Origin of the sequence: Campylobacter sp. JH32 (assembly GCF_017846535.1) — a bacterium.
GTDB lineage: Bacteria > Campylobacterota > Campylobacteria > Campylobacterales > Campylobacteraceae > Campylobacter_D > Campylobacter_D coli.
The window spans coordinates 25,904-52,767 of sequence record NZ_JAEQBS010000011.1 but is presented as its reverse complement, the minus strand read 5'-3'; the positions used below and the strand labels follow the sequence as shown (position 1 = coordinate 52,767).

The window sequence follows — 26,864 nt, the reverse complement described above, 5'->3', positions numbered from 1 at the left end:
TATTGGTTCAATCTATCAATGATATGGCAGAATCTATTAAAGAGCAAACTGCAGGTATTACTCAAATCAATGAGAGTGTAGCTCAAATTGATCAAACCACTAAGGATAATGTAGAGATTGCTAATGAATCAGCTATTATTTCTAGCACAGTAAGTGATATAGCTAATAACATACTTGAAGATGTGAAAAAGAAAAGGTTTTGATTGATTGTTCACTAACACCTAGTTTGAACTAGGTGTTAGTAGAATTTACAAATAGATAATTTAATAATTTAGTATTTTTTTATGCTATGATTTTATTGATTTAAAAATAAGGACTATCAATGAATCTTTGGGATAAAAAAGCTAAGAGCTACGCAAGATACAATCAAAAACTCAATTCCATACAAGAGCAAAGTTTTAAAGAATTAGAAAAACTAAATATAAGCTTTAAAGATAAAAAGATTATAGATATAGGTTGTGGCACAGGAGTATGGACTTTGTACTTAGCACAAAATGCAAAAGAAACCACTGCTCTTGATAATGCAAAAGCTATGTTAGAAATTTTAAAAGAAGATGCTAACAAGCTCCAACTAACAAATATCAAATACGAAAATTGCACTTTTACAGAATGGATAAATAAAAATCAAAACGCTCAATTTGACATAGCATTTTTAAGTATGTCCCCTGCTTTGCAAGACAAAAAAGACTATTTAAACTTTATGCGATTGGCTAAAATTCGAATTTATCTTGGCTGGGCCGATTATAGAAAGAGTGATTTTTTAGATCCTATATTTAAACATTTTAATACAGAATTTAAGGGTATTTATAAACAAGATTTGGAAAGTTATTTGTTAGAAAATAATGTGAAATTTCATAAATTTATCTTTGATGAAACACGCATAGTAGAAAGAAAAAAAGATGAAGCCATAGAAAATACCTTGTGGCATTTAAATATGAATGGAGTTAAAGCTTCTAAGCAAGATTTAGAAACTTTTGTGAAAGGCGATATCAAAGAAACCATACAATCAAAAATCAAACTTTTGGTTTTTTAATCCTTGAGATAAAATTCTATCTTAAGGTAGATATATAATCTTGTAATACTGAAATATTTTTATCAAAATGCTCATTTTATAAAATTAAACTTAAAATTAATTTTAGATTATTTTAGTTATTATTTTGTTCTAATATTATTATAGGAGATTTTATGGATATAAATACTGTATTGATGATGATTTCAGACAAAATTCCATCCAATAGCTTGCCCCTTGTGCAAGATAAGCTTAAAAATGCAAGTGAAGATAAAATCAACTCTCTTGCTATCTTACCTTTTAAAAGTCATATTATAGGTTTGATCTTAGGTCTGTTTTTAGGTGCCTTTGGAATTGATCGTTTTTATAAGGGTGATATAGGTTTGGGTATTGCTAAACTTATAACTTGGTTAGCAGGTGTTGTTACCATTTGGATTTATATCGGTGGTTTAATTTTATTCGTTTTATGGATATGGTGCATTGTGGATTGGTTTTTAGTATGGAAAGGCATCAAAAAAGACAATCTTAATAAAATCTTAGCTGTATTATAAAAATAGCAACTTAGATAAAAACTAGTTTTAAAACTAGTTTTTATTTTACTCTAAATTTTAAACTTTCCCCCGCCATAAAAGGAACTACTTTTTCATTCTCGTTTTTATATTCGTTTGGAACTTGCCATTCTTGATTTTCTAAAACAATGATTTTTTCTTTTTCAAAGGTTAAATTATGCACTTTACAAGCATTATCCGAAATAAACTTTTGCAAATTAACTTCATTTGAATTTTTACTAAAAAGATCAGCCAAAACACAAAGTGCTACACTCGCACTAAATACACCCGCTGCACAACCGCAACATTCTTTTTCATGCTTAGGATGTGGTGCACTATCGCTTCCAAACATCACTTTTTCATATCCACCAAAAGCAAGCTCACAAAGCGCTTCTTTATCTTTATAATGCTTTGCTATAGGCTTGCAAAAAAGATGGGGCTGCATTTTTCCACCGATAACATCATCTAAAGTGATGATTAAATGATGTAAAGTAATGGTTGCATATAAATTTTCATAATCTTTCAAAAGTTCACATAAGGTTTGAGTCGTAATATGCTCCATAACAATCTTAAGACGCGGAAAATTTTTAGCTAAATTTTCATAGATTTTAGCAAAATTGCTTTCCCTATCCATCACAAAATCATTGGTTTCTCCATGTACCAAAAGTGGAATTTGCAAATCACTCATCGCTTCTAAAGTGGGTTTTAAATTCTCTATATCAAAACTTGAAACCCCACCTTTTGAATTTGTGGTGATGCCCGCAGGATAAAGCTTGATACCAAAAATTTCATCCTTAGCACTTTTAAGAAATTTTTCATCATAATTTTTAAAAAAAAGAGTCATTAAAGGAGTGAAATTCTCATTTTCACAAGCATTTATTATACGCGTTTTATAAGATTTTAAACTCTCTAAATCACAAAGCGGTGGAACTAAATTTGGCATAATCACACCCGCACGAAAATCTTTAGCACTAAAAGGTGCAACCAAGCTTAGCATGTTTTTATCTCTTAAATGCAAATGCATATCTAGTGGGTTTTTAAGTGTCATTTTTTCTCCTAAATCAATCAGCAAATTTTATCCTATAAAGCTAAAAATAATAATAAAAAGTGGTTCTAAGATAAAGAATACTTAAAATAAAAATTTATTTTCTAATCACAAGGGATGCAAAGTTGATAAAATCCATTTTTCAACTTTTTAAAAAGCTTTTTTTCTTCTAAAAATTTAAAAGTGGCGATGATGGTAGGTTTGCTTTGGTTTAATCTTGCTTCAAGCTCGCTTATTTTTATCATCACAAAACCATTTTCATCCGCATTTTCACATAAAAATTGAAGCAGCTCAAAGCGTTTTTTACCTAAAATTTCTCTCATTAAATTTTCAATTTTTACAGCCATAATTTTCCTAAGATAAATCCCCAAATAAAAAGTGCTAAACACACACTAAAAAATACTGCCGCACTTGCACAATCTTTAGCAACTTTAGCTTTTTCATGCCATTCATTTGTAATCAAATCCACACAAGCTTCAATAGCTGAATTTAAAGCTTCAGTGATTAAGATGAGAATTAAAACAGTGATTAAAAACAAATGCTCCAAAAAGCTTACATCTAAAAAAAAGCTAAAAACGATAGCGGGGATAATCACACAAAGCTCTAGCCGAAAAGCCATTTCATTTTTAAGCAGGGCTAGAATTCCTTCTAGAGCATATCGTGCATTGTTTAAAAGATGATATTTTGGTTTCATTAATTGGCCTTTAAGGTTTGATTTAATAAATCATAATCTGACTCATAAACCATGGTTTTAACATCAAAATAACCCAAAAGTGTGCTGAAAAGATTATCTTGAGAAAGTTTTAAGCCTTTATGATTTTGAGCTGTCATCATGAGTTTTTTATCATTGCTCCAAAAAATGACAGGGATATGAGTTTGATAGCTTGGCGCTATAGCATAAGGCATTCCGTGTAAATAAATTCCATTTTCACCCAAACTTTCTCCATGATCTGAAAGGTATATTAAAGAACTCTCATAATCTTTTTTTTCTTTTAAAAGTTTGATAATCTCACTTAAAAGATAATCCGTATAAAGCAAAGTATTATCATAAGTATTGATTAAAGCTTCACTATCACATTTTGAAAGTTCATTAGTATCACAAGTTGGGATAAATTTTTTAAATTCGCTTGGATAACGCTTATAATAAGCTGGTCCATGAGAGCCTTGTAAATGAAGAACTATGATATTTTGAGTATCTAAGCTATCTAATCTTTCTTTTAAAAAAGGTAACAAATTTTCATCCCAATCACTAGAAAGTTGCTGTTTATCTGATAATCTATCGCAAACCCCTTTACACTCACCTGAATTATTATCTATCCAAGAAGCTTTTACGCCTGTTTTTTGCAAGATATCCATAACATTTTCTTGATATTCACTACTTGAATAGTTTTGACGCTTTGAAAGAGAAAACATACAAGGCAGACTCACCGCTGTAGCAGTGCCGCATGAAGAAAAATTATCAAAAAATACTACATTATCTTTTTTGGTATAAAAATTGGTATCATTTTTAGCATATCCACCCAAAGAGTAATTTGCCGCTCTAGCGGTTTCACCCACTACCAAAACTAAAAGTTTTTTAGTGTGATTGTTTTCTCTATAAGCATCATTAGCTATAGTTTTAAATTCTGGCTTAACTTTTACAAAACGAACACAATAGCGATATACGGCATAAATTGGATAAAAAGGAACATTATACATTCTTATTTCATTGTAAGTTCTAAAAAAAGGTATAAAGGTTTTACTTAAAGGCACAAAGGCGATTAAAAAGATAGAACAACCCAACAAAGCACTTAAAACTCTAACCCGTATCTTTTTAAAGAAACCTTGCTCTGTATTATTTTCAATACGAATTCTTAAAATAAAAACACAAAAAAGCAAGACGACAATAGCCAATAAAACCAAACGCCAACTTAGCAAATCTTTCACTTCTTTTATGTCAGTTTGCATAACATTTTGTATCATATCTGAATCAATTAAAACTCCATAAAAAGTGATAAAATAAAGACTGGTACAGGATGATAAAATAAAAAATATAGACAATATTTTAGTTAAATATTTTACAAAAATAAGTGAAAAAATCATATGAACCAAACCAAAATAAGCTACGATAAAAACTAAAGTAAGCAGTAAATTTTGGGATAATTTTTCATAAACAAATGAATGTAAATTAAAATTTAAAAGTGTAATGAGTATGGAATTAAAAAGTACAAATCCAAACCAAGAAAGTTTAAATTTAAACATATTCTCCCCTTAAAAATAACTAAAAAGCAAAGTTTAGAAAGAAAAAACTAACCATTAGTAATATTTTTTATTAATTATGATATTATTTTTATTTCAAAAATTTAAGGATTAACTGATGAAACTACTTTCATGGAATGTCAATGGCTTAAGAGCTATTTGTGATAAAAATGCGCTTGATTGGATAATAAAAGAAAATATTGATTTTATAGGTTTTCAAGAAATTAAAGCACATGAAGATAAATTTCCTAAAAAAATTTATGAATACCCTTTTAAGCATATGTATTCTAATTCTGCCAAAAGGGCTGGATACTCGGGTGTTATGAGCCTTTGCAATTTTGATAGTGAAGTTAAAAAATGTGAATTTTTTGATGATGAAGAAGGCAGAGTTTTAGAACATCGTTTTAAAAACATAGCACTTTTTAATATCTATTTTCCAAATGGACAAAAAGATGAAGAGCGTTTAAGCTTTAAGATGAAATTTTATGCGAAATTTTTGGTGTATTTAGAAAAACTTTTAAAGGATGGCTTTGAAATTATCATTTGTGGTGATGTCAATACCGCACACAAAGAAATCGATCTTACCCATCCAAAGGCAAATGCCAATACCTCGGGATTTTTACCGATAGAAAGAGCTTGGATTGATGATTTGCTAAAACTTGGTTTTATTGATACTTTTAGAGAGATCAATGGCGATATCAAAGAAAAATACTCGTGGTGGAGTTATAGAATGAAGGCAAGAGAAAGAAATGTGGGCTGGAGAATCGATTATTTTTTCATTTCAACAGGTTTAAAAGACAAGCTGAAAAATGCTTTCATAAGAGATGATATTTTTGGTTCAGATCACGCACCTGTAGGCATAGAAATAGATATTTAATATCCCAAAATGGGATATTATTTTTTAATGAGTTTTTTTGCCCTTTCCCAAAGTCTTACGCCTAACTTTTTAGCTTTTTTTGAATTTAATTCTTTGTATTTTTCCCCTGCTACTTTCTCAAGCTCAAGAATTTCTTGCTTAAAGCGATGCAGTTTTCTTTGAGTTAGTCTATTAAAATCATTGATTTTTGGGTTTTTCTTGATATCATTTAAAACCAAAAGCAATTGCTCCCTACTCTCAACAGCAAGGCGTTTGAATTTAGCAAAAAGATTATCAAGCTCATGCTCTAATAAATTTTCAACTATATCCTTTGATGGATTTTTTTGTTCTTTAATTTCTCTTTTTAAAAGTGCGATAAAATCATCTTCTATGCCTATTAACTCTTTACTTTTTAAACTCACATCTTCTTCGAATTTTGCGTAAGCAAGTGTAGTTTTAAATTTTTCCATAGCTAAAGAAATTCCATCTCTAGTCCCTTTAATCGCACCAAGACAAAGATCTTTAGCATAAGCTATAGATTCATTTGCTATCTCAAAAGCTGTATTTAAAATAATACTTGAAATTTTTAAAATACGCTCTTTTTCAAAATGTGCCTCGCAAATAGCATTGTAAACAAGACTTTTGGCAATTTCACTGCTAGTAAGTTCTATATCTTCAGCTTTTTCAAGAGTAGTTAAAAAAGCACTTTCAGCAGTTTCTTTTAAAATTCCAAGCATTTCTATATCAAATAAAATCGCATCATTTAATCCGCTGCTAAATTCATCGCAAAAAGAACATTCTTGTAAGATATTTTCAAATTCAAGGAAATTATCACTGATTTGATTTTTAATTAAATTCTTTTGATTTTCGATTTGTTTGTTTAATAATTCTGCCTCGCTGATGTATTCATAAAGGACATTTTGAGCATCTCCTACACTAGCTTTTACCAAAGCTTTGATAACTTTTGCAACATTTTCATCATCAAATAAATCAAGTTTTTTCAAAATGGTTAAAAACTCAACCAAAAGTGAATTTAAAATCTTTTTAGTGCTGTGTGGATCTTGTGAAATTTGCTTATACGCAAGATTAAAACTTAAATCCTCAAGCAAGTCTTTCACTTCATCTTTTTTGAGATTGGATAAAGAATTCTCAAATATAATCAAAGTATTTTTCATTTAATCCCTCTTTCTTAAAGCACAAATTTGGCTTTAGCTTTTAATTTTTCAAAAATATCCAAACGATCCTTTTTGCTATCTACATAAACACTGAGTAAAAAACTTTGATATTTTCCACTAGAACTTGCATTAGAATGTTTGTATTTAAAATCTCTTTGTCCCAAAAGCTCTTCAAACAAAGCTCCTGCATGAACATGCGCTTCAAAAATCACCTTATAATCCCAAAAAGTAGGATAATTAACAATAGGCTCTTGTTTAAGATCGCACAAATTTACCACTTTTACCCCCTTCTTTGCTTTCAAGTACAATTTCACTTATTTTCATTGTTTTATCGATGGCTTTAATCATATCATAGATAGTTAAAAGTCCTATGCTAACGCCGCTTAAAGCTTCCATTTCTACCCCTGTTTTACCCTCGCATTTTACCGTTACTATAAGTTTAAAAGTATAATCTTTAGGAAATTCAACTATATCTGTCTCAACCTTAGAAATCATCAAAGGATGACACATAGGGATAATTTCACTTGTTTTTTTAGCACCCATGATAGCTGCTATAACAGCAGTTTGAAGTACGGGGCCTTTTTTAGAAGTATTGTTTTTTATAGCCTTAAAAGCTTCTTCGCTCATGCTGATCATACCGCTTGCTGTAGCCACTCTTTTACTTATATCTTTTTGGCTTACATCTACCATTTTAGGGCGGTTGTTTTCATCTAAATGAGTCAATTCCATAATCAACCTTTTTTAAAAAATATAAAAAATTATAGCAAAAGCAATCAAATTTAAGCTAAAATTAGATTTTATTTTGTTTATCAAGGAGTAAATAATGGCTTATGATAATGAAGATTTAGAATTTGATGATTATGAAGGTGAAGAGGATGAGTATGCTCACAATCATCACAAATCCTATAATTATGATGATGATGATTATGACTTTGATGATGAAGCAAATGATGATGATTTTTATGAAATGGATTAAAAATGAGAAAAATTCTTAGTAAAAAAGATATAAAAACGCTAGGACTTTCATCTTTAGGTGGAACCTTGGAATTTTATGATTTTATTATCTTTGCATTCTTTTCAAGTTATATTTCAAAAAACTTCTTCCCTGAAAATTTAAGCCCTTTTTGGCAACTTTTTAATACCTATGGCATATTTGCAGCAGCTTATGTAGTAAGACCGCTAGGCGGTATAGTGATGGCACATTTTGGCGATAAATTTGGGCGCAAAAAAATGTTTATGCTAAGTATTTTGCTTATGGTAATACCAACTTTTGCACTGGCCTTTATCCCTTCTTATGAAAGTATTGGTTATCTTTGTGTAGTATTTTTAATGCTTATAAGAATAGCTCAAGGTATTTCCATAGGAGGAGAATTACCCGGTGCTTGGATTTTTGTATATGAGCATTCACCGCAAGGACAAAGAAGAACTTATATAGGCTTTTTAACAGCTTCTGTGGTGGGTGGAATTTTACTTGGAAGTATAGTATTTTTATTGATGCACAAAATTTACACTCAAGAAGAATTATACGAATGGGCTTGGAGAGTTCCTTTCTTTTTAGGTGGAATTTTTGGACTTATTTCAATATATCTTAGAAAATTTTTAAGTGAAACTCCTGTTTTTGAGCAAATGAGAAAAGAAAATGTTTTAGAAAAATTTCCGCTTAAAGAAGTATTTAAAAGAGCAAAAGCAGGTGTTCTTATCTCTATGCTAATCACTTGGGTTTTAACAGGTTGTATTATTGTAATGATTTTATTTATCCCAAAATATATGGCAGAAATTTTACAATTTGATACCAATTTCCAAACTTATTTACAAATGGGTGGAATTTTCTTTATTTCTTTGGGTTGTATTATAAGTGGAATTTTAGCTGATAAAATAGGTATTTTTAAATCTAGTATTATTTTTTCCTTGTTTTTTGGCTTAGCTTGTGCGTTTTATTTTCACTTTCTTTACAATACAAATGCCGATATAACTCTAGTCAGTATTTTTTACTTGCTAGCTTGTCTTTTTGGTGGAGTGATGAATTTTTGTCCTTTAATAATGAATGAAGCTTTTGAAGCAAAGATTAAATTTTCAGGACTTTCTTTTTCTTATAATATCGCCTATGCCATTGCAGGAGGTATAACCCCTCAACTTACACTTTTATTGCATAAATTTGCATTTGCAAATTTAGATAATGCGTGGCGTTTTTCTTTGGGTTATTATATGTTTTTAATCGTTTTATTGGCTTTATTATCAGCTTTTATTTTTAGATATCTTAATAATACCCAACGCACATACTCTCAGTGATTTTTATACGCTTTTCAAAAGGCGTGGGGCTAAAAAAATGGCATTTTTCTATGTAAATATGCTGATAATAATTTAGCCCTAAAAAATCATAAAATTTTTTTAAATTTACAAATTTAATACCATGAATTTCTTTTAAATCTAAAAGTTTATAGATTGAAGAATTATTTTTTTTTACAAGATGCGATGGAGCTAATCCCGTAAAAGAACAAAAAGCACTTGCTAGCACAAAACCACTTAAATCGCTACATTGTTTTAAAACTTCTCGATGTTTTTCTAAAATGGAATTCTTGTGTAAAAAAATAATACGAGTCCCTTGATATCTACCAATTTCTACTTTTTTCCAAAATTTATAAGCATTTTTTGAAATTCCAGCTAAACGATGAAATTCCGCGTTTAAAACATAATGATCTAAAAATTCATTAGGAGGTAAAATGATACTTTTCATTAATTTAATAAAATAAACAATTTAACCTTCTTTTATTAGGTTTTCTTTAGCTTCTTTTGGAAGTTTTGAAATAAAATTATCAAGATTAAAATCAATCCCTTGACTTCGAGCCTCATTAATCAAAGCGATAGAAGCCTTGATATTAAAAGAAGAAAAATTATTATGAGGTGTAAAAAGATGATCAACAACTGAAAGAGCGTAAGCTGATTTTTTAACCTCATTTCTAGCTGCGTGCGGAGAGCGAGCAAAACAAATAGTTTCAACTAGCATATCATCAAATTTCCAACGATAAAGCAAAAATCCTAAGAATGAAATATGATCAACACCTAAAAATTCATTCTCTACCATAGATAAATCACTAAAATTATTTTTTTCCAATCTAGCTAAGAACTCGGCATCTTTTTTATTTTGAATAAGAAAATTAGAAAAAACTACAATACCAAGTCTTAAAAGCATAGAACAAGGCACTAGTAAATGCGATAGCTTTTTATCCTCATTGCCCAACCAATCCATGATAAAAGAAGTTTCCTCGCTGCATTTATTTACAAATTCTGTCGTGCTTAATCCATAAGGTGATACATCGATTTTAAAACTATCTCTAATTGAATCTGCCATGATAGTATTAACGATATTACCTATACCCAAAAGAGAGACAACTTGAGCCAAAGAGGTGATTTCTCTTGAAAAACCATAAAAGGGAGAATTAGCCAAGCGTAAAAGCTTAGCAGTCATTAAAGGATCACTTGAAATAATATTAGCAATTTCATCAATTTTTACATTAGAACCCGATTCGTTGATATATTTTCTTAGTTTATTTATAGTATCAGGCAAAGGAGGTAAAACTTCAACACTTCGAAGTAAAATTTCATTCATATCAGTTGCCATATATTTTCCTTGGGCTATAATTTTTATTAATCTATTATTATAACTAAATTTTAATTTACTTATACGATGATTTTTAATATATATGCAAGAAAGTTTCTAAAATGGCCTTATTGTATTACAAAACTCTATGGCTTATAAGTGATATTTTAATTTTATTATCATATAATTTTTATGATTTTATTAATAAATCCTAAATAAAATTAGTTTTTAATGAGTTGTATTTTAAAATTTAAATGCAGTTTATATTGACAATCATGAGTTAAGATTTAAATCTTAACTCATTAAATTAAAGCGCTTTTTTTGCAGCTTCTGCGATTTTTGCAAAAGCAGCAGCATCATTCATTGCTAAATCAGCTAGAATTTTTCTATCAAGCTCAATGCCTGCTTTTTTAAGTCCATTGATAAATTTAGAATAACTTAAATCGTTTAATCTGCAAGCAGCATTGATACGCACAATCCAAAGACGGCGAAAATCTCTTTTCTTGCGGCGTCTATCACGATACGCATAAACAAGACTTCTTTCTAATTGTTCTTTTGCTTTTCTAAAATGTTTGCGGCGTCCGCTATAAAAACCGCGTGCTAATTTTAGAACTTTTTTATGTCTGCGGCGTCTTACAACACCTGTTTTTACTCTTGCCATTTTTATTTCCTTTCATAAAGTGGCGTCCATTTTGGAGCTTGCCCTTAAATTTTTAGCAACTTAAGGAGAGTTTGAATGACTTATGTCAAAAACTTAAATTCCTAGCATTTTTTCTACAGCTTTTACATTAGTGCTGTGCACATATTTAGCTGTGCGAAGATCACGCATTCTTTTTGCAGGTTTTTTAGTCAAAATATGGCTTCTAAAAGCAGAGCCTCTTTTGATTTTATTTTTACCTACTTTAAAGCGTTTAACTGCGCTTTTTACGCTTTTCATCTTTGGCATACGCTTTCCTTTCGGATAAATTTTTAAATTTTTTCAAAAAGAAAAGCTAAATGCTAGCAAATTTTTGCTAATTTTTGACTGAATTTTGTATTTAAAAAACTTGGCACACCTTTTGCTTATAAAAAACTAGCAATATTTTTGAAAGATTTAAAATGACTATAAATTCGGCAAACCCTTATCAAAATTTGGCCCTATCCAATCCTTTACAAAATAGTCAAGCTTTGAATTTAATCAAAGATAAAAAAGGTTCAAATTTAGAAGAAAATGAAAACAATTTAGAAAATTTAAATTATATTTTTAACACCACTTCTTATGCAAGTGAATTTAGCTTTAGGATAGACGAGAAAGGTTTTTTTGAAAAAGATTTAAATAAAATCGCTAATATACCTGAATCTTATAATATCAACATCAAAAGTGTTAGAAATATAGCCAAAGAATTAACAAGACAAGATGCAACTTTAAATTATAACAAAATAGACCTACCCTATCTTTTAAACAGCTATTATAGCTCGCTAAAGTCTGTCAATTTAGAATTTAGCGAAAATGATAATGCTAATTTAAGTCGCGATATGATTTCAAAATTTGCCACCGGATTTTCTACTGAAAATGGGGAATTTTTAGGCAAAATTTCAAGAATTTACAACAATCAAGAAGAATTAAACTCCGCGCTAAACAAAACTCTAAGCCTAAATACTTTAATGCTAGATAACAAAATTACTAATTTTCACTTCGATAGAGCTTTAAACAATACCTCATCTAATGAAATTTTAAAACCTTACCTAACCAAAAATGCTGAAGTTTCAAAATCAGGGCTTTTGATGAATTTTATTTATCATGATATCAAAACACAAAATGATAACGAGCTTAATTTTTTTATGAAACCTGCGAGTTTGGATCTCAATGCTCATACTAATTTTCAAAAAATCCTTAGAGGGGAAATGGATATAAAAGACTATATCAAACAACAAAACGAACAAAAAATGAGCTTTGATTTATATCTTTATGTGAATGGAGTAGATAAAAAAACCGCTTCTCAAGATAAGCTTTCAGTTTTTTTTCAACAATATGTCAATTATCAAAAAGATATGGATTTAAGAGAATTTGCAAATTCAAGCTCTATCTTCCAAATTTATATTGATGAAAATCATAGCGAATTTAACTCTCTTAAAGAAGAATATCAAAGCCAAAATAAAGATTTAGAAAAGCTAGATAATGCTAATAATATGCGTTCTAGCTCCATAGAAAATTTCTTAGATCGTCGTCAAAAACAAGCCAATTTAAATAAGATATTAAATTCTTATTTATCAGTATTACTTTAAAGTAATTTTATAAATATTTAAAAATACAAATTTTAATCCATAATTCTTTGTATTTTTTTACTTTAATATTCATATTTTTGCTATAATTTTTAAACTAGAATTTATATTTTTCTGTTATTATCCATTTTCATAAAAAGATAAAAAATATCCGAATTAAAATTTAAGGAAATTAAAGTGAAAGTATATTTAGATAATAATGCAACAACGATGCTTGATCCAAGCGCATACGAATTAATGTTGCCATTTTTAAAAGACATGTATGGAAATCCAAACAGTCTTCACCAATGGGGCAGCGCAACTCATCCTGCCCTAAGAGAAGCTATGGATAAACTTTATGCGGGACTTGGCGCAAATGATTTAGATGATATAGTTATAACATCCTGTGCTACTGAAAGTATCAACTGGGTGCTTAAGGGTATATATTTTGATCATATTTTAGATAAAGAACGCAATGAAGTGATTATCTCTAGCGTAGAACACCCTGCTGTTGCTGCTGCTGCTTATTTTTTAAAAAGTCTTGGAGTAAAAGTCATAGAACTTCCTGTAAACGAAGAAGGAGTTTCTACTGTAGAAGATTTGCGTAAAGTGATTAGCGATAAAACAGCACTTGTAAGTGTTATGTGGGCAAATAATGAAACAGGAATGATTTTTGATATTCAAAAAATGGCAGAAATTACTCATGAATTTGGAGCGCTTTTTCATACAGATGCTACCCAAGCAGTAGGAAAAATCAAAGTAAATTTAAACCAAGTAGGAGTTGATTTTGCTTCATTTTCAGCTCATAAATTCCATGGACCAAAAGGTGTAGGCGGACTTTTTATCAAAAAAGGTCTTAAGCTTACTCCACTTTTACACGGTGGAGAACACATGGGTGGTCGTAGAAGCGGAACTTTAAATGTGCCTTACATAGTGGCTATGGGCGAGGCTTTGCGTATTGCAAATACTATGCTTGATTTTGAAGATTCTCATATACGCCGTTTAAGAGATAAACTAGAAGATCAAATTTTAGCCTTGCCTGATACAACAGTGGTTGGAAAAAGAGAACACCGTGTGCCTAATACAATCTTAGCAAGTATTAAAGGAGTTGAAGGCGAAGCAATGCTTTGGGATTTAAATAAAAATGGTATAGCTGCAAGTACGGGCTCAGCCTGTGCAAGTGAAGCTTTAGAAAGCAATCCTATCATGGAAGCAATCGGAGCTGAAAATGACTTAGCACATACAGCTTTAAGGCTTTCTTTGTCACGTTTTAACACTGAAGAAGAAATTGATTATGCAGCAAAACAAATTAAAAATGCAACACAGAGATTAAGAGCAATTTCTTGTACTTATGCTTATAATCCAAATAATTACAAATAAGGATGAAAAATGGGAAAAAATAGTTTAATTGGTGGATCTATCTGGGATGAGTATTCACAAAAAGTTCAAGATAGAATGAATAATCCTCAACATATGGGAGAATTTAGTGAAGAAGATGCTAAAGCACGCAATGCAAAATTGATCGTAGCTGATTTTGGTGCAGAAAGTTGCGGCGATGCGGTAAGACTTTTTTGGCTTGTAGATGAAAAAACTGATAAAATTATCGATGCAAAATTTAAAAGTTTTGGTTGTGGTACAGCTATAGCAAGTAGTGATACTATGGTGGATCTTTGTATAGGAAAAACTGTAGATGAAGCAGTAAAAATCACAAATTTAGATGTGGAATTTGCTATGCGTGATAATCCAGAAACTCCAGCTGTTCCACCTCAAAAAATGCACTGTTCGGTTATGGCTTATGATGTAATCAAACAAGCAGCAGCGCATTATAAAGGTATAAGTCCTGAAGATTTTGAAGATCAAATTATAGTTTGCGAGTGCGCTAGGGTAAGTCTTGGAACTATTAAAGAAGTGATTAAACTTAATGATTTACACACTGTAGAAGAAATCACACAATATACTAAAGCGGGTGCTTTTTGTAAATCCTGTATCAAACCAGGCGGACATGAAAAAAGAGATTATTACCTTGTAGATATTTTAGCTGAAACTAGAGCTGAAATAGATAGAGAAAAACTCAAAAATACAATGAAAAGTGATGTAGCTTTTGATGAAATGACCGTAGTGGGACAATTAAAAGCAGTTGAAAGTGTTTTAGATGCTGAAATTCGCCCTATGCTTCATAATGATGGTGGAGATTTGGAAGTGATTGATATACAAAAGGCTGAAGGTGCAGCAATTGATGTTTATATTCGTTATCTTGGTGCTTGTAGTGGTTGTTCTAGTGGAAGTGGTGCAACACTTTATGCTATTGAAACAATTTTACAAGAAGAATTAAGTCCAAATATACGCGTTATGCCGGTTTAAAAAATAGCAAGGATAAAATCTTGCTATTTTATAGCTTTTGCTTGCAAATCAAGGGGTGGTAAATTTTCTATATAAATACTACGACTTGGGAAAGCAAAGGTTAAACCATTTTTTTCAATTATACGCATAAACTCAAGCATTAAACTTTGTCTAGCTTCTCTAAAATCTTTTCCACCTATTTCTTTGATATAAAAATAAAGCTCTATATTAATACTACTATCTGCAAATTCACTTAAAGCCACATAACAAGCATTTTTATAACCCTCAAGATCATTGATAGAAACTAAATTTTGACGATATTTTGTTGTATGATCGCCATACTTTAATGCTCCATCATCTTCATGTGCTACTAAAGGACTTGTATATAAAAGCTCTTTTAAATCTTTCACACAATTTTCTAATTTTTCAGGAGTAGCATCATAACCAACACCCAAATACATTTTAACATGACGCCCCATGCGTCTTTTGCTCCAATTTTTGATATTAGCTCCCATAATAGTTGAATTTGGTAAAAATACAAGACAATTATCAAAAGTTCTAATAGTAGTTTTTCTAAGTCCTGTTTCAACCACGGTTCCTTCTATGCCTGAAACCTCTACCCAATCTCCTTGATTAAAGCTATTATCAAAAAGTAAGAGTATAGAAGCAAAGAAATTTGCAATGATATCTTTCGCCGCTAAAGCAACAGCTAAACCACCAATTCCCAAAGATGCAATAATAGCCGAGATATTAAAACCAAGTTGTGCTAAAATATAAAGAAGTGCGATCACAAAAATAACAAAATATAAAATTTTAATGACTAAATTTACCACTTCTTTTTTGCCACTCTTTTGTGCAAGTTTTGAAACCAAAACCACGCCATATCCATCAAGTATCCTTAAAATCAACCAAGCGATTAAAACAGCATAAACTATGTGGAAAAGATTACTTAAATTAATACTTAAAGGAGCAGGATAAGTTGCTATTGTAAGACAAAGTGAAATGGCATAACAAATAAGCAAAAAACCCACAGGTTTTTTAATATTGTCTATAAAAATAACCTTAATATCATCTGCATCGCTTTTATTGTGATAAACTAAACGAACGAGGATAAAATAAACTATATTTGAAAAAAAGCGTCTTAAAGACATAAAAAAAACTAAAACTAAAATCGAAATAACTATCTTACCCGTATTTATAAAATCAATATTGGCCATTTCATTGATACGATCTATCCATACTTGAAGTTCAAGCAAAGAAAAAATATAATTACTTTCTAACAAATCTGCATTCGCACGCAAATATTTTAAAATTTCTACATAAGCATCCACAGCATTAAAAATCATTTCTTCTTTATTGGAAATTTTCTCTAATTCAGATGGATTATTGATTTTAGCTTTATAAATACTAAGATCTATATTGGTTGAATTTTGCAAATTTTCCATTGCCTTATCGACCGTAGAGATTATACTTTCACTATTTGCTGCATTTTTAAAAAGTCTTTCAAGCTCAAATAAAGACGAATAAAAACTTTTAACAACATCTAAATACATAATATTTAAGGTTGTATCTACATAAACATAAGGTTTGTTTATGCTCTTCTTTTGTAAATCTAACAAATTTTGCCTTGTTTTTAAAAAGCTTTCTACTGCTTTTTCATTGATTTGTTGCTTTACTATCATATCGGGCATTTTAGAAAGAATAGACTTTTTATCTTTTTCAAATTCGCTTAAAATTCCATCATAGGAACTTGAATTTTCATCATTATTTTTTTTAAATTCTTTAATTTGGCGATTTAAATCGATATATTTTTGCACCAAACTATAAACACTCTTATCTTGCGCACTTGCATTGGTATCTATAAGACGAAATTCATCCCCCCAAAGACATGAAATACCTAAAAGAAACAAAATGATTATTTTTTTCATTGCGTTTTCCTATTTTGAATTAATTTAAAAATTTTAGCCTTAAAATCATACTCATATATTTCACCCGTTTCGATGATATAATACCAAGCATGCACTTCTAATCTTCCCTCATCTAAAGCTTCTTGCACTCCAGGATAGGTAAAAATATTTTGCAAAGAATTCACTAAGTTAAGTTTTTCAGTAAGCCAAGAACGCATAGCTATATCATCTCTTGCAAAGATCGTAACATCCCTTTTTATAGGATCAAGCATAGTGAGCCATTTTTTTACATTAGGAATTTTATCCAATTCTTCATCAGAATAGTATAATGCATTACAACCACCACAATTACTATGTCCACATACAACGATATTCTTAATGCGTAAAGAATTTAAAGCATATTCTATTGCTGAAGTAGTCGCTAAATAATCCTGACCCACGCGATAAGGTGGGACAATATTTGCAATATTTCGTATCACAAAAAGCTCACCTGGGCCTGTATTGGTGATTAAATTGGGGATCACTCTAGAATCAGAACAACCTATGAAAAGAGTATGAGGATTTTGCTTATTTTTAAGACTTTCAAAAAGTTCTTCATGCTCTTTAAAATCCTCTTGCATAAATTTGATCGCACCGCTAATAAGATTATCCATATATCAACCTAATTGAAAAATCTTAAAATTATAACAAATTTTCAGCAAAGAATTTCACCTACAAGCAAACATTCGCAAATTAACTCTTTATTAAATTTTTTATGCTAGAGTTCGCTCAAGATTTAAGTTAAAATCGAAATCTTTTAAGGAGGATGAATATGAGTCTTTATGATAGAGACTATTCACGATCAAGAGAATTTGAAAACACTCGTTCAAGTGAACTTGGTATTTTTATTAAACAAACTTATCAACTTTTTGCGGCTTCTCTTTTAGCAGCAACTGTTGGTGCATATGTAGGAATTTATGCTTTAGCGGCATTTTTTATACAATCACAAGTAACCTTTTGGATACTTTTTGCTGTTGAAATAGGACTTTTGATTGCCTTGCAATTTAAAAAACGCGAAGCTCCATTGAATTTAATTTTACTTTTTGGTTTTACTTTTTGTTCAGGCTTAACCCTAACGCCATTACTCATTTCTGTTCTTGCCCTACCAGCAGGTGGAGTAATCATCGCTCAAGCTTTTGCTCTAACAACAGTAGCTTTTGCAGCGCTTAGTATTTTTGCTATGAATACCAAAAAAGATTTCACACTAATGGGTAAAGCTTTATTTATAGTTTTAATCGTGGTTGTAGCGGCTTCTTTGCTTAATATCTTCTTCCAAAGCAGTTTATTAAATTTAGCTATTTCAGCCGTAGCAGCGATTTTATTTTCATTTTATATTCTTTATGATACACAAAATATTATTCGCGGAAACTATGAAACTCCAATTGAAGGTGCTGTAGCGCTTTATCTTGATTTTGTAAACCTTTTTGTATCTTTACTTAATATCCTAAGAAGTTTCAATAGTAGATAATTTTTTGCGGGAAAGTCCCCGCAAAATTCTTAAAATTTCAAATCTTTTCAAGTTTTATTTAGTTACAATATCTAACTCAAAAAATTTTTAAAATTTAGGAAAATTTATGATTACTCTTTTAACTATTTTGCAGTTTGTCATCGTCGTTATTATTTGTATAGCTGTTTTACTTCAAAAGAGCTCAAGCATAGGACTTGGAGCTTATAGCGGAAGCAATGAAAGTTTATTTGGAGCAAAAGGACCCGCAGGATTTTTAGCGAAATTTACTTTCATCATGGGAATTTTACTTATTGCAAACACTATAGGTTTAGGATATTTATACAATAGTACAAGTAAAGATTCTTTAGCTGAAAAAATCAAAATTGAAACAAATACAAGCATTCCTACTGCTCCAAATGCTATAAACGTGCCAGCTATTCCAAGTGCTCCACAAATACCTAACGAATCAAATACAAGTAAGTAATTTATAAGGAAAAAATATGATTAATGAAATTTTAAACAAACAAAAAACTCAAAGTGAAAAAAGCTTAGAAGCTTTAAAAAAAGATTTTACTACCCTACGCACAGGTAAAGTCAATACACATATCTTAGATCATATTCAAGTAGATTACTATGGCTCTTTAACTCCTTTAAATCAAGTTGCAACCGTTTTAGCAAGTGATGCTTCAACAATAAGCATTACTCCTTGGGAAAAACCTATGTTAAAAACTATAGAAAGCGCTATTGCAGCAGCAAATATAGGGGTAAATCCAAACAATGATGGCGAAAGTGTAAAATTATTCTTCCCTCCAATGACAAGAGAGCAAAGAGAAGAAAATGTAAAACAAGCAAAAGCTATGGGTGAAAAAGCAAAAGTTTCGGTAAGAAATATTCGCAAAGATGCAAACGATGCCGTAAAAAAACTTGAAAAAGATAAAGCCATTTCAGAAGACGAAGCTAAAAAAGCCTATGATGAAGTGCAAAAACTAACAGATACTTATACTGCAAAAATCGATGAAAGTGTAAAAAACAAAGAAAGCGAACTTTTAAAGGTTTAAAAATGGATTTAGAGCAAATTTATAAAGATTGTGGGGCTTATTTACAAGGACATTTTTTACTCAGTTCGGGTAAGCACTCTGAGTTTTATCTTCAAAGTGCTAAAGTCTTAGAAAATCCAAAATTAGCAGCAAGACTTTGTGATGAGCTTACTAAAATTATAGCCGAATTTAATATAGAATTTGACAGCATTTGTTCTCCTGCTTTGGGAGGAATTTTAGCAGGATATGAACTTGCTAGAGCTTGTGATAAACGCTTTATTTTTACCGAAAGAGTTAATGGAGAAATGACTCTAAGACGCGGTTTTGAGGTAAAAGAAGGCGAAAGATTTATCATTTGCGAGGATATCATCACAACGGGCGGAAGTGCTTTAGAAAGTGCTAAAATCATAGAAAGCTTAGGAGGAAAAGTTTTAGGTTTTGCAGCATTGGCAAATCGCGGTTTTTGCGCGGTTGAAAATTTAAAAAATCCTAGAAAACCGAGTGCAAAACTGCCTGATAATTTACCTCTTTTTACTTTAGGAAATTTTGATTTTCAAATTTATGATGAAAATGATTGTCCGTTTTGTAAAGAAGGAAGTAAAGCTATTAAGCCAGGAAGTCGCGGAAATTAAATGAAAACTAAGGCAAAAATAGCCTCTAGATGGTTAAGATTTAGAGCTTTGCTTATAGATATATTTTTAATTTATGTCCCTATCTTATATTTATTTTATTTTTTATTGGGCTCTAAGGAGGCTTTTTTAAACAACTCCTATATCACAGCCCTATGTACTTTCTTATTTGGTTTTATTCAAGCTTTATTTTTAGCCTCAAAAGCTCAAAGTCCAGGGCTTAAGGCTTATGATCTTTATCTAATCGATCTAAAAACGGGTAAGAAAATAACTTTTTTTAGAATTTTATTAAGATATATTATATTTATTATAAGTTTTGGGTTGATTTTTGGTTTATTTATAAGCTTTTTAAGAAAAGATAAACTAAATTTACATGATATTCTAACCCAAACTTGCATAGTCACAAAGATATGAAAGAAAGGTAAAAAATGCAAAGAAAAAGAATTTATAATCCAGGCTCAAATGAAACATTAACAGATCGTAAAGTTTTTAGCGGAAATCCTCATGGAATCTTAAATTTTACAAAAGCAAAATACACTTGGGCTTTAAAATTATGGGATTTAATGGAAGCAAACACTTGGTTTCCAAAAGAAGTAGATACGACTAAAGATGCATTAGATTATCGCTGTAATTTAACTGCAGGTGAAAAAAGAATGTATGATCTTGTTTGGTCTCAGCTCATTTCTATGGATAGCTTTCAAACCAACAATCTAGCTGATAATATCAATCCTTACATCACTGCTCCTGAAATCAATGCGGTTTTAGCACGCCAAGCTTATGAAGAAGCTAACCATTCAAAATCTTATGCAGTAATGGTTGAAGCCATTTGCGATAATACGGATTTAATCTATGAAATGGAAAAGCACGATGAAACCTTGCGCGAAAAAAATGATTTTATTTCAAGTATCTATGAAGAATTAGCGGGCGATGTAGATGATAATAAACTTCTTTTGGCCATGGTAGCAAATCAAATTTTAGAAGGAGTATATTTTTATAGTGGATTTACTGCGATTTACGCGCTTGCAAGAGCAGGTAAAATGCTTGGTTCTGCTCAAATGATTCGTTTCATTCAAAGAGATGAAATCACTCATCTTTTACTCTTTCAAAATATGATCAATTCAGTTCGTAAAGAAAGACCTGATTTGTTTAATGAAAACAATATCAACAAAATTTATGATATGTTTAAAAAAGCGGGCGATTTAGAAATCAAATGGGGCAAATACATTACTCAAAATCAAATCATGGGTTTTACAGACGATATTATAGAAGAATACATCCACTATCTTGTAGATCAAAGACTTGTTGCTATCAATCTTGATAAAATTTACAATGCAAAACACCCTATCAAATGGGTAGATGATTTTTCTAAATTTAATGATCAAAAAAGCAATTTCTTTGAAAGTAAGGTCACAAACTATTCTAAAGGTAGTATAAGCTTTGATGATTTTTAAATTTCTTGGAAATTAACTTTTATGAAAAAAGATTCTTATACAAAACCAAATAACACCTTGCTTTGTGATTTTTATGAATTAACCATGATGCAAGGTTATTTTCTAAATGGTTTTGAAAACAAAATAGCTTATTTTGATATATTTTTTAGAAAAATTCCCGATCACGGCTCTTTTGCTATATTTGCAGGACTTGAGGATATTTTAGACTTTGTATCTTGTTTGCATTTTGATGAAGATGATATAGCCTATTTGCACTCTCAAGGGATATTTAAAGAAGAATTTTTAAGATATTTGAAAAATTTTAAATTTAAGGGCGAAATTTATGCCATGCAAGAAGGCGAAATCATCTTTCCTAACGAACCCTTGATGATCATCAAAGCCAATGCTATTGAAGCACAAATTCTTGAAAGCTTCTTACTTTTAAGTATCAATCATCAAAGCCTAATTGCCACAAAAGCCAATCGTATCGTAAGAGCAGCTAAAAATCTTAGCGTGCTTGAATTTGGCACGCGAAGAGCTCATGGAAGCGAGGCGGCACTCAAAGGGGCAAGAGCGGCCATAATAGGAGGTTGCAAAGCTAGCTCTTGCACACTTGCAGGGAAAAATTATAGCATTATGACAAGTGGAACTATGGCGCATTCTTGGGTGCAAATGTTTGATGATGAATTGAGTGCTTTTTGTCATTATTTAGAACTTTATCCTCAAAATCCTACCTTACTCATCGATACTTATAATTACAAACAAGGGCTAGAAAACGCGGTCAAAGCATTTAAAAAATTTAAAATCAAACAATGCGGTGTGCGTATTGATTCTGGAAATTTAGAAATACTTAGCAAAGAAATTCGTACTATCTTGGATAAAAATGATTTAAAAGAATGCAAAATCATCGTTTCAAATTCTTTAGATGAAAAAAGCATAAACAAACTGCTTAAAAATGATGCACCTATTGATGCTTTTGGGGTAGGCGAAAAACTCATCACTGCTTCAAGTGATCCTATTTTTGGCTGTGTTTATAAACTCGTTGCCATAGAAGAAGATAAACTCATCACGCCTAAAATTAAAATCAGCGAAGACAAACAAAAAATAACCCTACCGCATTTTAAAAAACTTTTTAGAATTTATGACAAAAACACTCAAAAAATGCTTTTTGATGAGCTTTATATTTATAATGAAAAATTACCTAAACTTGATGAAAATTTAGAAAGAAAAGAACTTTTAAAATGTGTTTTTAAAGAGGGTAAAATTCTTAATAAACAAAAAAATGTAGAAGAAATTGCCCTATATGCAAAAAGTCAAATTTCAAAGCTGGATGAGAAATTTCTTAATTTTAACAACAAAGAAAAATATAAAATCAAACTTTCAAAAGATTTAACAAAGCTAAGACAAAATTTTACAAACACAACTCTATGAAATTTTGTCGATATAGCTCAAATGCTCCATTTGTCTATTTAAAATGGATAAATTTGAGCTTTTTCATAAAAACAGCGTTGTTAAAATTTTAAATCAATCCAAAAAATCATTTTTAAATTCAACATAATTTAAAGCAGATTGTTTTAAAAATGCCACTTCTTCATCGCTTAGTTCGCGTATAAGTTTTGCAGGGTTTCCAAGTATGAGTGATTTGGGTGGAAATTTCTTGCCTTTGGTTACCACACTACCTGCACCCACTATACTATCATCTCCTATAGCTGCATCATCCATAATCACTGCATTCATCCCCACAAGCACACGAGAGCCGATCTTGCAAGCATGGATCACGCAATTATGCCCTATAGTAACATCATCTCCTATGCAAGTAGGAAAGCCTGCATCTTTTAAACTTCCATCTTTATTAAATTCTCTATGCCACACATGGATAGTGGTTAAATCTTGTATATTTGTTCTTTTACCGATTTTAATAAAATTAACATCGCCTCTTAGAACACAATTAAACCACACACTGCTTTCATCACCTATCTCTACTTCTCCTATAATCTTAGCACCCTCTGCAACAAAGACATTTTGACCCAAATTTGGAAATTTATCTTTAAATCGAATAAGCATTTTCATCCTTTTTTATTTTTAGTATAACCAAAATATCAATAAGAAAAACAAATTTTTTAGTTTTTAATCAAATTTTGAAACTTTATTCGTTACAATTTGTCATTTACGAGGAGAAAAAATGAACGCATTTGAGCAAAAACGATGTCAAAGTATGGCCGAAGAAATCGCACAAAAAATATTCATCAACGAAGAACTTTTTAATGCTTTTTGTCAAATTCCACGCGAAATTTTTTCCCCGCTTAAAGCCCATGCTTATCGTCTTGATGCTTTACCTTTAGCTAATTCTCAATGGATCAGCTCTCCTTTAACCGTGGCTAAAATGACTATGGCTTTAAATTTTAAAGATGCGGACAGTGTCTTAGAAATAGGCTGTGGAAGTGGTTATCAAGCAGCGATTTTAAGCAAGATTATAAGGCGTGTTTTTACCATAGAACGCATAGAAAATTTAGCCAAAAAAGCAGCACAAACCTTTAGAGAACTCGAGCTTTTTAATATTAATGTTAAATTTGAAGATGGACAAAATGGATGGAAAAATTATGCGCCTTATGATAGAATTTTATTCTCTGCTTATACGACACAACTTCCTGAAATTTTACTCGATCAGCTAAGTGATGGGGGCATACTTGTAGCCCCTATTTTGCACAATGGCAAACAATTTATCACTCGCATAACCAAAAACGGTACTCATTTACAAAAAGAAATTCTAGAAGAATGTCTTTTTGTACCCATAGTAGATGGAAAAGAATAAATTTTTATCAATAAAAAATTTATTCAAAACTTTTAAAAACCTTTCTTAGCTTCTCGCTCATTTCATCTATATGGCTTTTTTCTATGATTAAAGGGGGTAAAAATCTCAAATCATTCTCCCCACAACTGATAAGCAAAAGAGAATTTTCTTGACATTTTTTAATCACCTCAGCTACTTTTACACTTTTATCAAGACTAAGCCCTTGCATAAAACCCAAACCTTTTCTTTTTTTACAAAACCTGAATTCTTTGATAAGATTTTCCAAACTTTGCTCTAAATAAGGCGTAAGTTTAGAAACATTTTCTAAAATTTTTTCTTTCTTAAAAATTTCAAAAACCGCATTAACACCTGCACAAACTAAAGGATTTCCTCCATAAGTACTTCCATGATCGCCTGCTTCTAAGGATTTTTGTGCTACTTTTTCGCTCACTACAAAAGCTCCGACACTAAGCCCACATCCCAAAGCTTTAGCAGAAGTCATTACATCAGGTAAAATTCCTGAATGCTCGTAAGCAAAAAATTTACCACTTCGCCCCATGCCGCATTGAATTTCATCAGCGATTAACAATATATCTTTTTCATCGCAAAGCTTTCTTAAAGCCTTGTAAAAATCTTTTTGAGCAGGATTGACACCACCTTCTCCTTGCACACTTTCTAAGATAATAGCGCAAGTTTTTTCATTGACTAAGCGTTCTACGCTTGAAAAATCATTATACTTTGCAAATTTAACACCTGAAATTAAAGGCTTGAATGGTTTTTGGTATTTTTCATTAGCGGTTAAAGATAAAGCTCCTAGTGTTCTTCCATGAAAAGAATGTTTAAAGGCTATGAAATTTCCACCCTTGATACCTTTATTAAAAGCATATTTTCTAGCGACTTTCATCGCTCCTTCTATACTTTCTGCTCCTGAATTTGTGAAAAATACACGCTCTAAGCCACTCGCTTTAGCTAAATGCTTGGCTGCTTGGGCTATGTTTTCATTATAATATAAATTGCTAGTATGTAAAAGTTTATCAACTTGGGCTTTAATCTTAGCATTAAATTCAGCATGGTTATATCCTAAAGCACATACACCTATACCACTTGAAAAATCAAGATATTTTTTACCCTTATCATCTAAAAGGTAAACCCCTTCTCCGCTTTCTAAAACTATATCAAAACGCTTATAAGTAGGGATAATATGACTTTGCTCTTTATAATTCATTTTCATCCTTTAACCCACTAAAGTCCCAATACCCTCATCGGTAAAAAATTCAAGCAACAAAGAATGCTTCACGCGTCCATCTAAAATATGCACTTTCTTAACTCCACTTTCACAAGCATCTATACAAGATTTTAATTTTACATGCATACCGCCTTGAATTTTGTCAACCAAGGCTTTTGCTTGGGTTATAGAAATTTTAGAAATTAAAGAATTTTTATCTTCAAAATTCTCATAAAGTCCTGCAATATCGGTTAAGAAAGCAAGTTTTTCCGCCTTTAAAGCTTTGGCAATAACACAAGCTGCATCATCGGCATTGATATTGTAAGTATTGAAATTTTCATCCATTCCAATAGGAGCTATGATGGGTAAAAAATCTTTTTCTAAGAGATCTTGCAAAACACTTGAATTTACCTTTTGTATCTCGCCTACAAAACCTAAATTCTCATCCTTTTGCACGCATTCTAAAAGTCCCCCATCCTTGCCACAAAGCCCTATAGCTTTAACACCTAAATTTTGCAAGCTGTGAACTAAATTTTTATTGATATAATTTAGCACCATACTTGCTACTTCTGTTGTGGCTTGATCACTCACCCTAAGTCCGTTATTAAACTCACTTTTTACGCCTAATTTTTCGCACATTTTGGAGATATCTTTACCCCCACCATGAACGATAATAGGCTTTAAGCCTACAAGCTTTAAAAGAGCTATATCTTGCATCACACAATGTTTAAGCTCCTCATTTTCCATAGCTGAGCCGCCGTATTTTATAAGTATAATTTTTGAGCTGAATTTGCGTATATAAGGCAAAGCTTCGATTAAGACATTTGCTTTTTCTAAATATTTTTGCATGATTTACCCTCAAACATTAAAACTAGTTTGATTGTGAGAATTGAGCGATAAATCATAATAATTCGCATCTTCTCTTAAGGTAAAACCATAATGCTTCCAAAACTCATTACCCAAATCATTGCTCTTAAAGGCTATCAATGCGATCTTGTTAATCTTCTCAGATTTTAATGCCTCAAGGCAAAATTTTGTCATTTCATGGGCTATACCCTTTTTTCTGTGATCTTTATGCACGCACACATGATAAAAACCTCCTGTGCGACCATCATGCCCACAAAGTATACTTCCAACAATTTCTTGATCAATCACAGCTACTGCGCTAAGGTTTGGGTTTCTATCTAAAAATTTTTCTATATTTTCTTTACTATCATCAATCGATCGAATTCCAAAACCTTTGATATCACACCAAAGCTTGTAAACTCCTTCATAATCACTTTTTTGCATTGCTCTAACTTGCAATTTT

At 30.9% G+C, this 26,864-nt stretch carries 33 protein-coding genes and 1 pseudogene; 17 read left to right on the top strand and 17 right to left on the bottom strand.

The window, feature by feature from the left end; all coding sequences use genetic code 11:
- From KAR67_RS08435 to KAR67_RS08425, 3 genes and pseudogenes are all read left to right on the top strand, one after another.
- Positions 1–203 (top strand): annotated as a pseudogene (locus KAR67_RS08435) (methyl-accepting chemotaxis protein); the annotation flags it as partial.
- A 119-nt stretch (positions 204–322) separates the two neighbouring features.
- Complete coding sequence (locus KAR67_RS08430; RefSeq protein ID WP_002786810.1) at positions 323–1,033, top strand: class I SAM-dependent methyltransferase; 711 nt, start codon at positions 323–325, stop codon at positions 1,031–1,033.
- Between the two features lie 152 nt (positions 1,034–1,185).
- On the top strand, positions 1,186–1,560 hold the full coding sequence (locus KAR67_RS08425) for a TM2 domain-containing protein (protein WP_002778021.1): 375 nt from the start codon (positions 1,186–1,188) through the stop codon (positions 1,558–1,560).
- Positions 1,561–1,600: 40 nt separating this feature from the next.
- Here the strand turns inward: KAR67_RS08425 and pyrC are convergent, their stop codons facing one another.
- The 4 genes from pyrC to KAR67_RS08405 form a co-directional block, all read right to left on the bottom strand.
- Positions 1,601–2,605, bottom strand: a complete 1,005-nt coding sequence (gene pyrC / locus KAR67_RS08420) for a dihydroorotase (RefSeq protein WP_002778020.1) — start codon at positions 2,603–2,605, stop codon at positions 1,601–1,603.
- Positions 2,606–2,706: 101 nt separating this feature from the next.
- Complete coding sequence (locus KAR67_RS08415; RefSeq protein WP_002778019.1) at positions 2,707–2,949, bottom strand: replication/maintenance protein RepL; 243 nt, start codon at positions 2,947–2,949, stop codon at positions 2,707–2,709.
- Positions 2,940–3,296 (bottom strand): diacylglycerol kinase, encoded by a 357-nt coding sequence (locus tag KAR67_RS08410; protein ID WP_002778018.1) that lies wholly within the window; start codon positions 3,294–3,296, stop codon positions 2,940–2,942. The genes KAR67_RS08415 and KAR67_RS08410 overlap by 10 nt, the downstream gene beginning before the upstream one ends.
- On the bottom strand, positions 3,296–4,843 hold the full coding sequence (locus tag KAR67_RS08405; protein WP_002794714.1) for a phosphoethanolamine--lipid A transferase: 1,548 nt from the start codon (positions 4,841–4,843) through the stop codon (positions 3,296–3,298). Before KAR67_RS08405 ends, KAR67_RS08410 begins: the two co-directional genes overlap by 1 nt.
- Before the next feature lie 115 nt (positions 4,844–4,958).
- Here KAR67_RS08405 and KAR67_RS08400 point away from each other — a divergent pair, with 115 nt between their 5' ends.
- Positions 4,959–5,717, top strand: a complete 759-nt coding sequence (locus KAR67_RS08400; protein ID WP_002778010.1) for an exodeoxyribonuclease III — start codon at positions 4,959–4,961, stop codon at positions 5,715–5,717.
- Between the two features lie 17 nt (positions 5,718–5,734).
- On the opposite strand, the gene KAR67_RS08395 is transcribed toward KAR67_RS08400, so the two are convergent.
- The 3 genes from KAR67_RS08395 to moaC are packed head-to-tail and all read right to left on the bottom strand — an operon-like array spanning position 5,735 to position 7,600.
- Entirely contained in the window at positions 5,735–6,871 is a 1,137-nt protein-coding gene (locus KAR67_RS08395) for a hypothetical protein (RefSeq protein WP_002778008.1), read from the bottom strand.
- Between the two features lie 14 nt (positions 6,872–6,885).
- Positions 6,886–7,149, bottom strand: a complete 264-nt coding sequence (locus tag KAR67_RS08390) for a DUF493 domain-containing protein (RefSeq protein ID WP_002778007.1) — start codon at positions 7,147–7,149, stop codon at positions 6,886–6,888.
- On the bottom strand, positions 7,127–7,600 hold the full coding sequence (moaC, locus tag KAR67_RS08385; RefSeq protein WP_002778006.1) for a cyclic pyranopterin monophosphate synthase MoaC: 474 nt from the start codon (positions 7,598–7,600) through the stop codon (positions 7,127–7,129). The genes KAR67_RS08390 and moaC overlap by 23 nt, the downstream gene beginning before the upstream one ends.
- Before the next feature lie 94 nt (positions 7,601–7,694).
- Here moaC and KAR67_RS08380 point away from each other — a divergent pair, with 94 nt between their 5' ends.
- Both KAR67_RS08380 and KAR67_RS08375 read left to right on the top strand, forming a co-directional pair.
- Positions 7,695–7,847: a highly acidic protein gene (locus KAR67_RS08380; protein ID WP_052777520.1), complete on the top strand. Its 153-nt coding sequence runs from the start codon at positions 7,695–7,697 to the stop codon at positions 7,845–7,847.
- 2 nt (positions 7,848–7,849) lie between these two features.
- Complete coding sequence (locus KAR67_RS08375) at positions 7,850–9,160, top strand: MFS transporter (RefSeq protein WP_002778004.1); 1,311 nt, start codon at positions 7,850–7,852, stop codon at positions 9,158–9,160.
- Here the strand turns inward: KAR67_RS08375 and cheQ are convergent.
- From cheQ to rpmI, 4 genes are all read right to left on the bottom strand, one after another.
- Positions 9,129–9,605, bottom strand: a complete 477-nt coding sequence (gene cheQ, locus KAR67_RS08370; protein ID WP_002782712.1) for a cheVAW transcriptional regulator CheQ — start codon at positions 9,603–9,605, stop codon at positions 9,129–9,131. The two genes, KAR67_RS08375 and cheQ, sit on opposite strands and share 32 nt — an antisense overlap.
- A gap of 21 nt (positions 9,606–9,626) precedes the next feature.
- Entirely contained in the window at positions 9,627–10,490 is an 864-nt protein-coding gene (locus tag KAR67_RS08365; RefSeq protein WP_002782711.1) for an HDOD domain-containing protein, read from the bottom strand.
- A 286-nt stretch (positions 10,491–10,776) separates the two neighbouring features.
- On the bottom strand, positions 10,777–11,130 hold the full coding sequence (gene rplT, locus KAR67_RS08360; RefSeq protein ID WP_002777997.1) for a 50S ribosomal protein L20: 354 nt from the start codon (positions 11,128–11,130) through the stop codon (positions 10,777–10,779).
- Positions 11,131–11,223: 93 nt separating this feature from the next.
- A complete protein-coding gene (gene rpmI, locus KAR67_RS08355) occupies positions 11,224–11,415 on the bottom strand; it encodes a 50S ribosomal protein L35 (RefSeq protein WP_002777995.1) in 192 nt (63 codons plus the stop codon).
- A 152-nt stretch (positions 11,416–11,567) separates the two neighbouring features.
- On the opposite strand from rpmI, the gene KAR67_RS08350 reads away from it, so the two are divergent.
- From KAR67_RS08350 to KAR67_RS08340, 3 genes are all read left to right on the top strand, one after another.
- Positions 11,568–12,734, top strand: coding sequence for a hypothetical protein (locus tag KAR67_RS08350; RefSeq protein ID WP_002777982.1), 1,167 nt, complete (start codon positions 11,568–11,570; stop codon positions 12,732–12,734).
- Between the two features lie 174 nt (positions 12,735–12,908).
- A complete protein-coding gene (locus KAR67_RS08345) occupies positions 12,909–14,090 on the top strand; it encodes a NifS family cysteine desulfurase (protein WP_002777980.1) in 1,182 nt (393 codons plus the stop codon).
- Positions 14,091–14,099: 9 nt separating this feature from the next.
- Positions 14,100–15,071: an iron-sulfur cluster assembly scaffold protein NifU gene (locus KAR67_RS08340; RefSeq protein WP_002777977.1), complete on the top strand. Its 972-nt coding sequence runs from the start codon at positions 14,100–14,102 to the stop codon at positions 15,069–15,071.
- Positions 15,072–15,094: 23 nt separating this feature from the next.
- Here the strand turns inward: KAR67_RS08340 and KAR67_RS08335 are convergent, their stop codons facing one another.
- Both KAR67_RS08335 and KAR67_RS08330 read right to left on the bottom strand, forming a co-directional pair.
- On the bottom strand, positions 15,095–16,978 hold the full coding sequence (locus KAR67_RS08335; RefSeq protein ID WP_002803138.1) for a mechanosensitive ion channel family protein: 1,884 nt from the start codon (positions 16,976–16,978) through the stop codon (positions 15,095–15,097).
- On the bottom strand, positions 16,975–17,610 hold the full coding sequence (locus KAR67_RS08330; protein WP_002781884.1) for a carbonic anhydrase: 636 nt from the start codon (positions 17,608–17,610) through the stop codon (positions 16,975–16,977). The genes KAR67_RS08335 and KAR67_RS08330 overlap by 4 nt, the downstream gene beginning before the upstream one ends.
- 158 nt (positions 17,611–17,768) lie before the next feature.
- On the opposite strand from KAR67_RS08330, the gene KAR67_RS08325 reads away from it, so the two are divergent.
- The 7 genes from KAR67_RS08325 to KAR67_RS08295 all read left to right on the top strand — a co-directional run bounded on the left by KAR67_RS08325 (position 17,769) and on the right by KAR67_RS08295 (position 22,970).
- Positions 17,769–18,464: a Bax inhibitor-1/YccA family protein gene (locus KAR67_RS08325; RefSeq protein WP_002777968.1), complete on the top strand. Its 696-nt coding sequence runs from the start codon at positions 17,769–17,771 to the stop codon at positions 18,462–18,464.
- A gap of 106 nt (positions 18,465–18,570) precedes the next feature.
- Positions 18,571–18,927: a preprotein translocase subunit SecG gene (gene secG, locus KAR67_RS08320; protein ID WP_002777966.1), complete on the top strand. Its 357-nt coding sequence runs from the start codon at positions 18,571–18,573 to the stop codon at positions 18,925–18,927.
- Between the two features lie 16 nt (positions 18,928–18,943).
- The gene (frr, locus tag KAR67_RS08315) at positions 18,944–19,501 is read left to right on the top strand and encodes a ribosome recycling factor (protein ID WP_002777964.1); all 558 of its coding nucleotides are present in this window, start codon (positions 18,944–18,946) and stop codon (positions 19,499–19,501) included.
- Between the two features lie 2 nt (positions 19,502–19,503).
- Positions 19,504–20,112, top strand: a complete 609-nt coding sequence (pyrE, locus tag KAR67_RS08310) for an orotate phosphoribosyltransferase (RefSeq protein ID WP_002792031.1) — start codon at positions 19,504–19,506, stop codon at positions 20,110–20,112.
- Positions 20,113–20,523 (top strand): RDD family protein, encoded by a 411-nt coding sequence (locus tag KAR67_RS08305; protein WP_002777961.1) that lies wholly within the window; start codon positions 20,113–20,115, stop codon positions 20,521–20,523.
- Positions 20,524–20,537: 14 nt separating this feature from the next.
- Positions 20,538–21,560 carry a ribonucleotide-diphosphate reductase subunit beta gene (locus KAR67_RS08300; protein ID WP_002777960.1) on the top strand — a complete coding sequence of 341 codons (1,023 nt, stop codon included), beginning with the start codon at positions 20,538–20,540 and terminating at the stop codon, positions 21,558–21,560.
- A gap of 21 nt (positions 21,561–21,581) precedes the next feature.
- Positions 21,582–22,970: a nicotinate phosphoribosyltransferase gene (locus KAR67_RS08295; RefSeq protein WP_002792024.1), complete on the top strand. Its 1,389-nt coding sequence runs from the start codon at positions 21,582–21,584 to the stop codon at positions 22,968–22,970.
- 93 nt (positions 22,971–23,063) lie between these two features.
- On the opposite strand, the gene KAR67_RS08290 is transcribed toward KAR67_RS08295, so the two are convergent.
- Positions 23,064–23,603, bottom strand: coding sequence for a gamma carbonic anhydrase family protein (locus KAR67_RS08290; RefSeq protein WP_002781878.1), 540 nt, complete (start codon positions 23,601–23,603; stop codon positions 23,064–23,066).
- Between the two features lie 118 nt (positions 23,604–23,721).
- On the opposite strand from KAR67_RS08290, the gene KAR67_RS08285 reads away from it, so the two are divergent.
- Positions 23,722–24,351, top strand: coding sequence for a protein-L-isoaspartate(D-aspartate) O-methyltransferase (locus KAR67_RS08285; protein ID WP_002783642.1), 630 nt, complete (start codon positions 23,722–23,724; stop codon positions 24,349–24,351).
- Positions 24,352–24,370: 19 nt separating this feature from the next.
- On the opposite strand, the gene KAR67_RS08280 is transcribed toward KAR67_RS08285, so the two are convergent.
- From KAR67_RS08280 to KAR67_RS08270, 3 genes are read right to left on the bottom strand one after another with little or no spacing between them, the layout of a single operon-like run.
- Positions 24,371–25,561, bottom strand: coding sequence for an aspartate aminotransferase family protein (locus KAR67_RS08280; protein WP_004284757.1), 1,191 nt, complete (start codon positions 25,559–25,561; stop codon positions 24,371–24,373).
- 3 nt (positions 25,562–25,564) lie between these two features.
- Positions 25,565–26,404 carry an acetylglutamate kinase gene (argB, locus tag KAR67_RS08275; RefSeq protein ID WP_002830046.1) on the bottom strand — a complete coding sequence of 280 codons (840 nt, stop codon included), beginning with the start codon at positions 26,402–26,404 and terminating at the stop codon, positions 25,565–25,567.
- A 9-nt stretch (positions 26,405–26,413) separates the two neighbouring features.
- Positions 26,414–26,860 carry an N-acetyltransferase gene (locus KAR67_RS08270; protein ID WP_002781870.1) on the bottom strand — a complete coding sequence of 149 codons (447 nt, stop codon included), beginning with the start codon at positions 26,858–26,860 and terminating at the stop codon, positions 26,414–26,416.
- Between the last annotated feature and the right edge of the window lie 4 nt (positions 26,861–26,864).

Excerpts from the sequence above, each read along its gene's own strand:
- KAR67_RS08330 (WP_002781884.1), bottom strand. The coding sequence starts at position 17,610 with ATGGATAATCTTATTAGCGGTGCGATCAAATTTATGCAAGAGGATTTT.
- KAR67_RS08430 (WP_002786810.1), top strand. The coding sequence starts at position 323 with ATGAATCTTTGGGATAAAAAAGCTAAGAGCTACGCAAGATACAATCAA.
- frr (WP_002777964.1), top strand. The coding sequence starts at position 18,944 with ATGATTAATGAAATTTTAAACAAACAAAAAACTCAAAGTGAAAAAAGC.
- KAR67_RS08410 (WP_002778018.1), bottom strand. The coding sequence starts at position 3,296 with ATGAAACCAAAATATCATCTTTTAAACAATGCACGATATGCTCTAGAA.
- KAR67_RS08350 (WP_002777982.1), top strand. The coding sequence starts at position 11,568 with ATGACTATAAATTCGGCAAACCCTTATCAAAATTTGGCCCTATCCAAT.
- KAR67_RS08365 (WP_002782711.1), bottom strand. The coding sequence starts at position 10,490 with ATGGCAACTGATATGAATGAAATTTTACTTCGAAGTGTTGAAGTTTTA.
- pyrE (WP_002792031.1), top strand. The coding sequence starts at position 19,504 with ATGGATTTAGAGCAAATTTATAAAGATTGTGGGGCTTATTTACAAGGA.
- KAR67_RS08425 (WP_002778021.1), top strand. The coding sequence starts at position 1,186 with ATGGATATAAATACTGTATTGATGATGATTTCAGACAAAATTCCATCC.
- rpmI (WP_002777995.1), bottom strand. The coding sequence starts at position 11,415 with ATGCCAAAGATGAAAAGCGTAAAAAGCGCAGTTAAACGCTTTAAAGTA.
- KAR67_RS08305 (WP_002777961.1), top strand. The coding sequence starts at position 20,113 with ATGAAAACTAAGGCAAAAATAGCCTCTAGATGGTTAAGATTTAGAGCT.
- KAR67_RS08340 (WP_002777977.1), top strand. The coding sequence starts at position 14,100 with ATGGGAAAAAATAGTTTAATTGGTGGATCTATCTGGGATGAGTATTCA.
- KAR67_RS08405 (WP_002794714.1), bottom strand. The coding sequence starts at position 4,843 with ATGTTTAAATTTAAACTTTCTTGGTTTGGATTTGTACTTTTTAATTCC.
- KAR67_RS08300 (WP_002777960.1), top strand. The coding sequence starts at position 20,538 with ATGCAAAGAAAAAGAATTTATAATCCAGGCTCAAATGAAACATTAACA.
- cheQ (WP_002782712.1), bottom strand. The coding sequence starts at position 9,605 with ATGAAAAGTATCATTTTACCTCCTAATGAATTTTTAGATCATTATGTT.
- rplT (WP_002777997.1), bottom strand. The coding sequence starts at position 11,130 with ATGGCAAGAGTAAAAACAGGTGTTGTAAGACGCCGCAGACATAAAAAA.
- KAR67_RS08380 (WP_052777520.1), top strand. The coding sequence starts at position 7,695 with ATGGCTTATGATAATGAAGATTTAGAATTTGATGATTATGAAGGTGAA.
- KAR67_RS08375 (WP_002778004.1), top strand. The coding sequence starts at position 7,850 with ATGAGAAAAATTCTTAGTAAAAAAGATATAAAAACGCTAGGACTTTCA.
- secG (WP_002777966.1), top strand. The coding sequence starts at position 18,571 with ATGATTACTCTTTTAACTATTTTGCAGTTTGTCATCGTCGTTATTATT.
- KAR67_RS08280 (WP_004284757.1), bottom strand. The coding sequence starts at position 25,561 with ATGAAAATGAATTATAAAGAGCAAAGTCATATTATCCCTACTTATAAG.
- moaC (WP_002778006.1), bottom strand. The coding sequence starts at position 7,600 with ATGGAATTGACTCATTTAGATGAAAACAACCGCCCTAAAATGGTAGAT.
- argB (WP_002830046.1), bottom strand. The coding sequence starts at position 26,404 with ATGCAAAAATATTTAGAAAAAGCAAATGTCTTAATCGAAGCTTTGCCT.
- KAR67_RS08290 (WP_002781878.1), bottom strand. The coding sequence starts at position 23,603 with ATGCTTATTCGATTTAAAGATAAATTTCCAAATTTGGGTCAAAATGTC.
- KAR67_RS08400 (WP_002778010.1), top strand. The coding sequence starts at position 4,959 with ATGAAACTACTTTCATGGAATGTCAATGGCTTAAGAGCTATTTGTGAT.
- pyrC (WP_002778020.1), bottom strand. The coding sequence starts at position 2,605 with ATGACACTTAAAAACCCACTAGATATGCATTTGCATTTAAGAGATAAA.
- KAR67_RS08415 (WP_002778019.1), bottom strand. The coding sequence starts at position 2,949 with ATGGCTGTAAAAATTGAAAATTTAATGAGAGAAATTTTAGGTAAAAAA.
- KAR67_RS08335 (WP_002803138.1), bottom strand. The coding sequence starts at position 16,978 with ATGAAAAAAATAATCATTTTGTTTCTTTTAGGTATTTCATGTCTTTGG.
- KAR67_RS08325 (WP_002777968.1), top strand. The coding sequence starts at position 17,769 with ATGAGTCTTTATGATAGAGACTATTCACGATCAAGAGAATTTGAAAAC.
- KAR67_RS08285 (WP_002783642.1), top strand. The coding sequence starts at position 23,722 with ATGAACGCATTTGAGCAAAAACGATGTCAAAGTATGGCCGAAGAAATC.
- KAR67_RS08295 (WP_002792024.1), top strand. The coding sequence starts at position 21,582 with ATGAAAAAAGATTCTTATACAAAACCAAATAACACCTTGCTTTGTGAT.
- KAR67_RS08395 (WP_002778008.1), bottom strand. The coding sequence starts at position 6,871 with ATGAAAAATACTTTGATTATATTTGAGAATTCTTTATCCAATCTCAAA.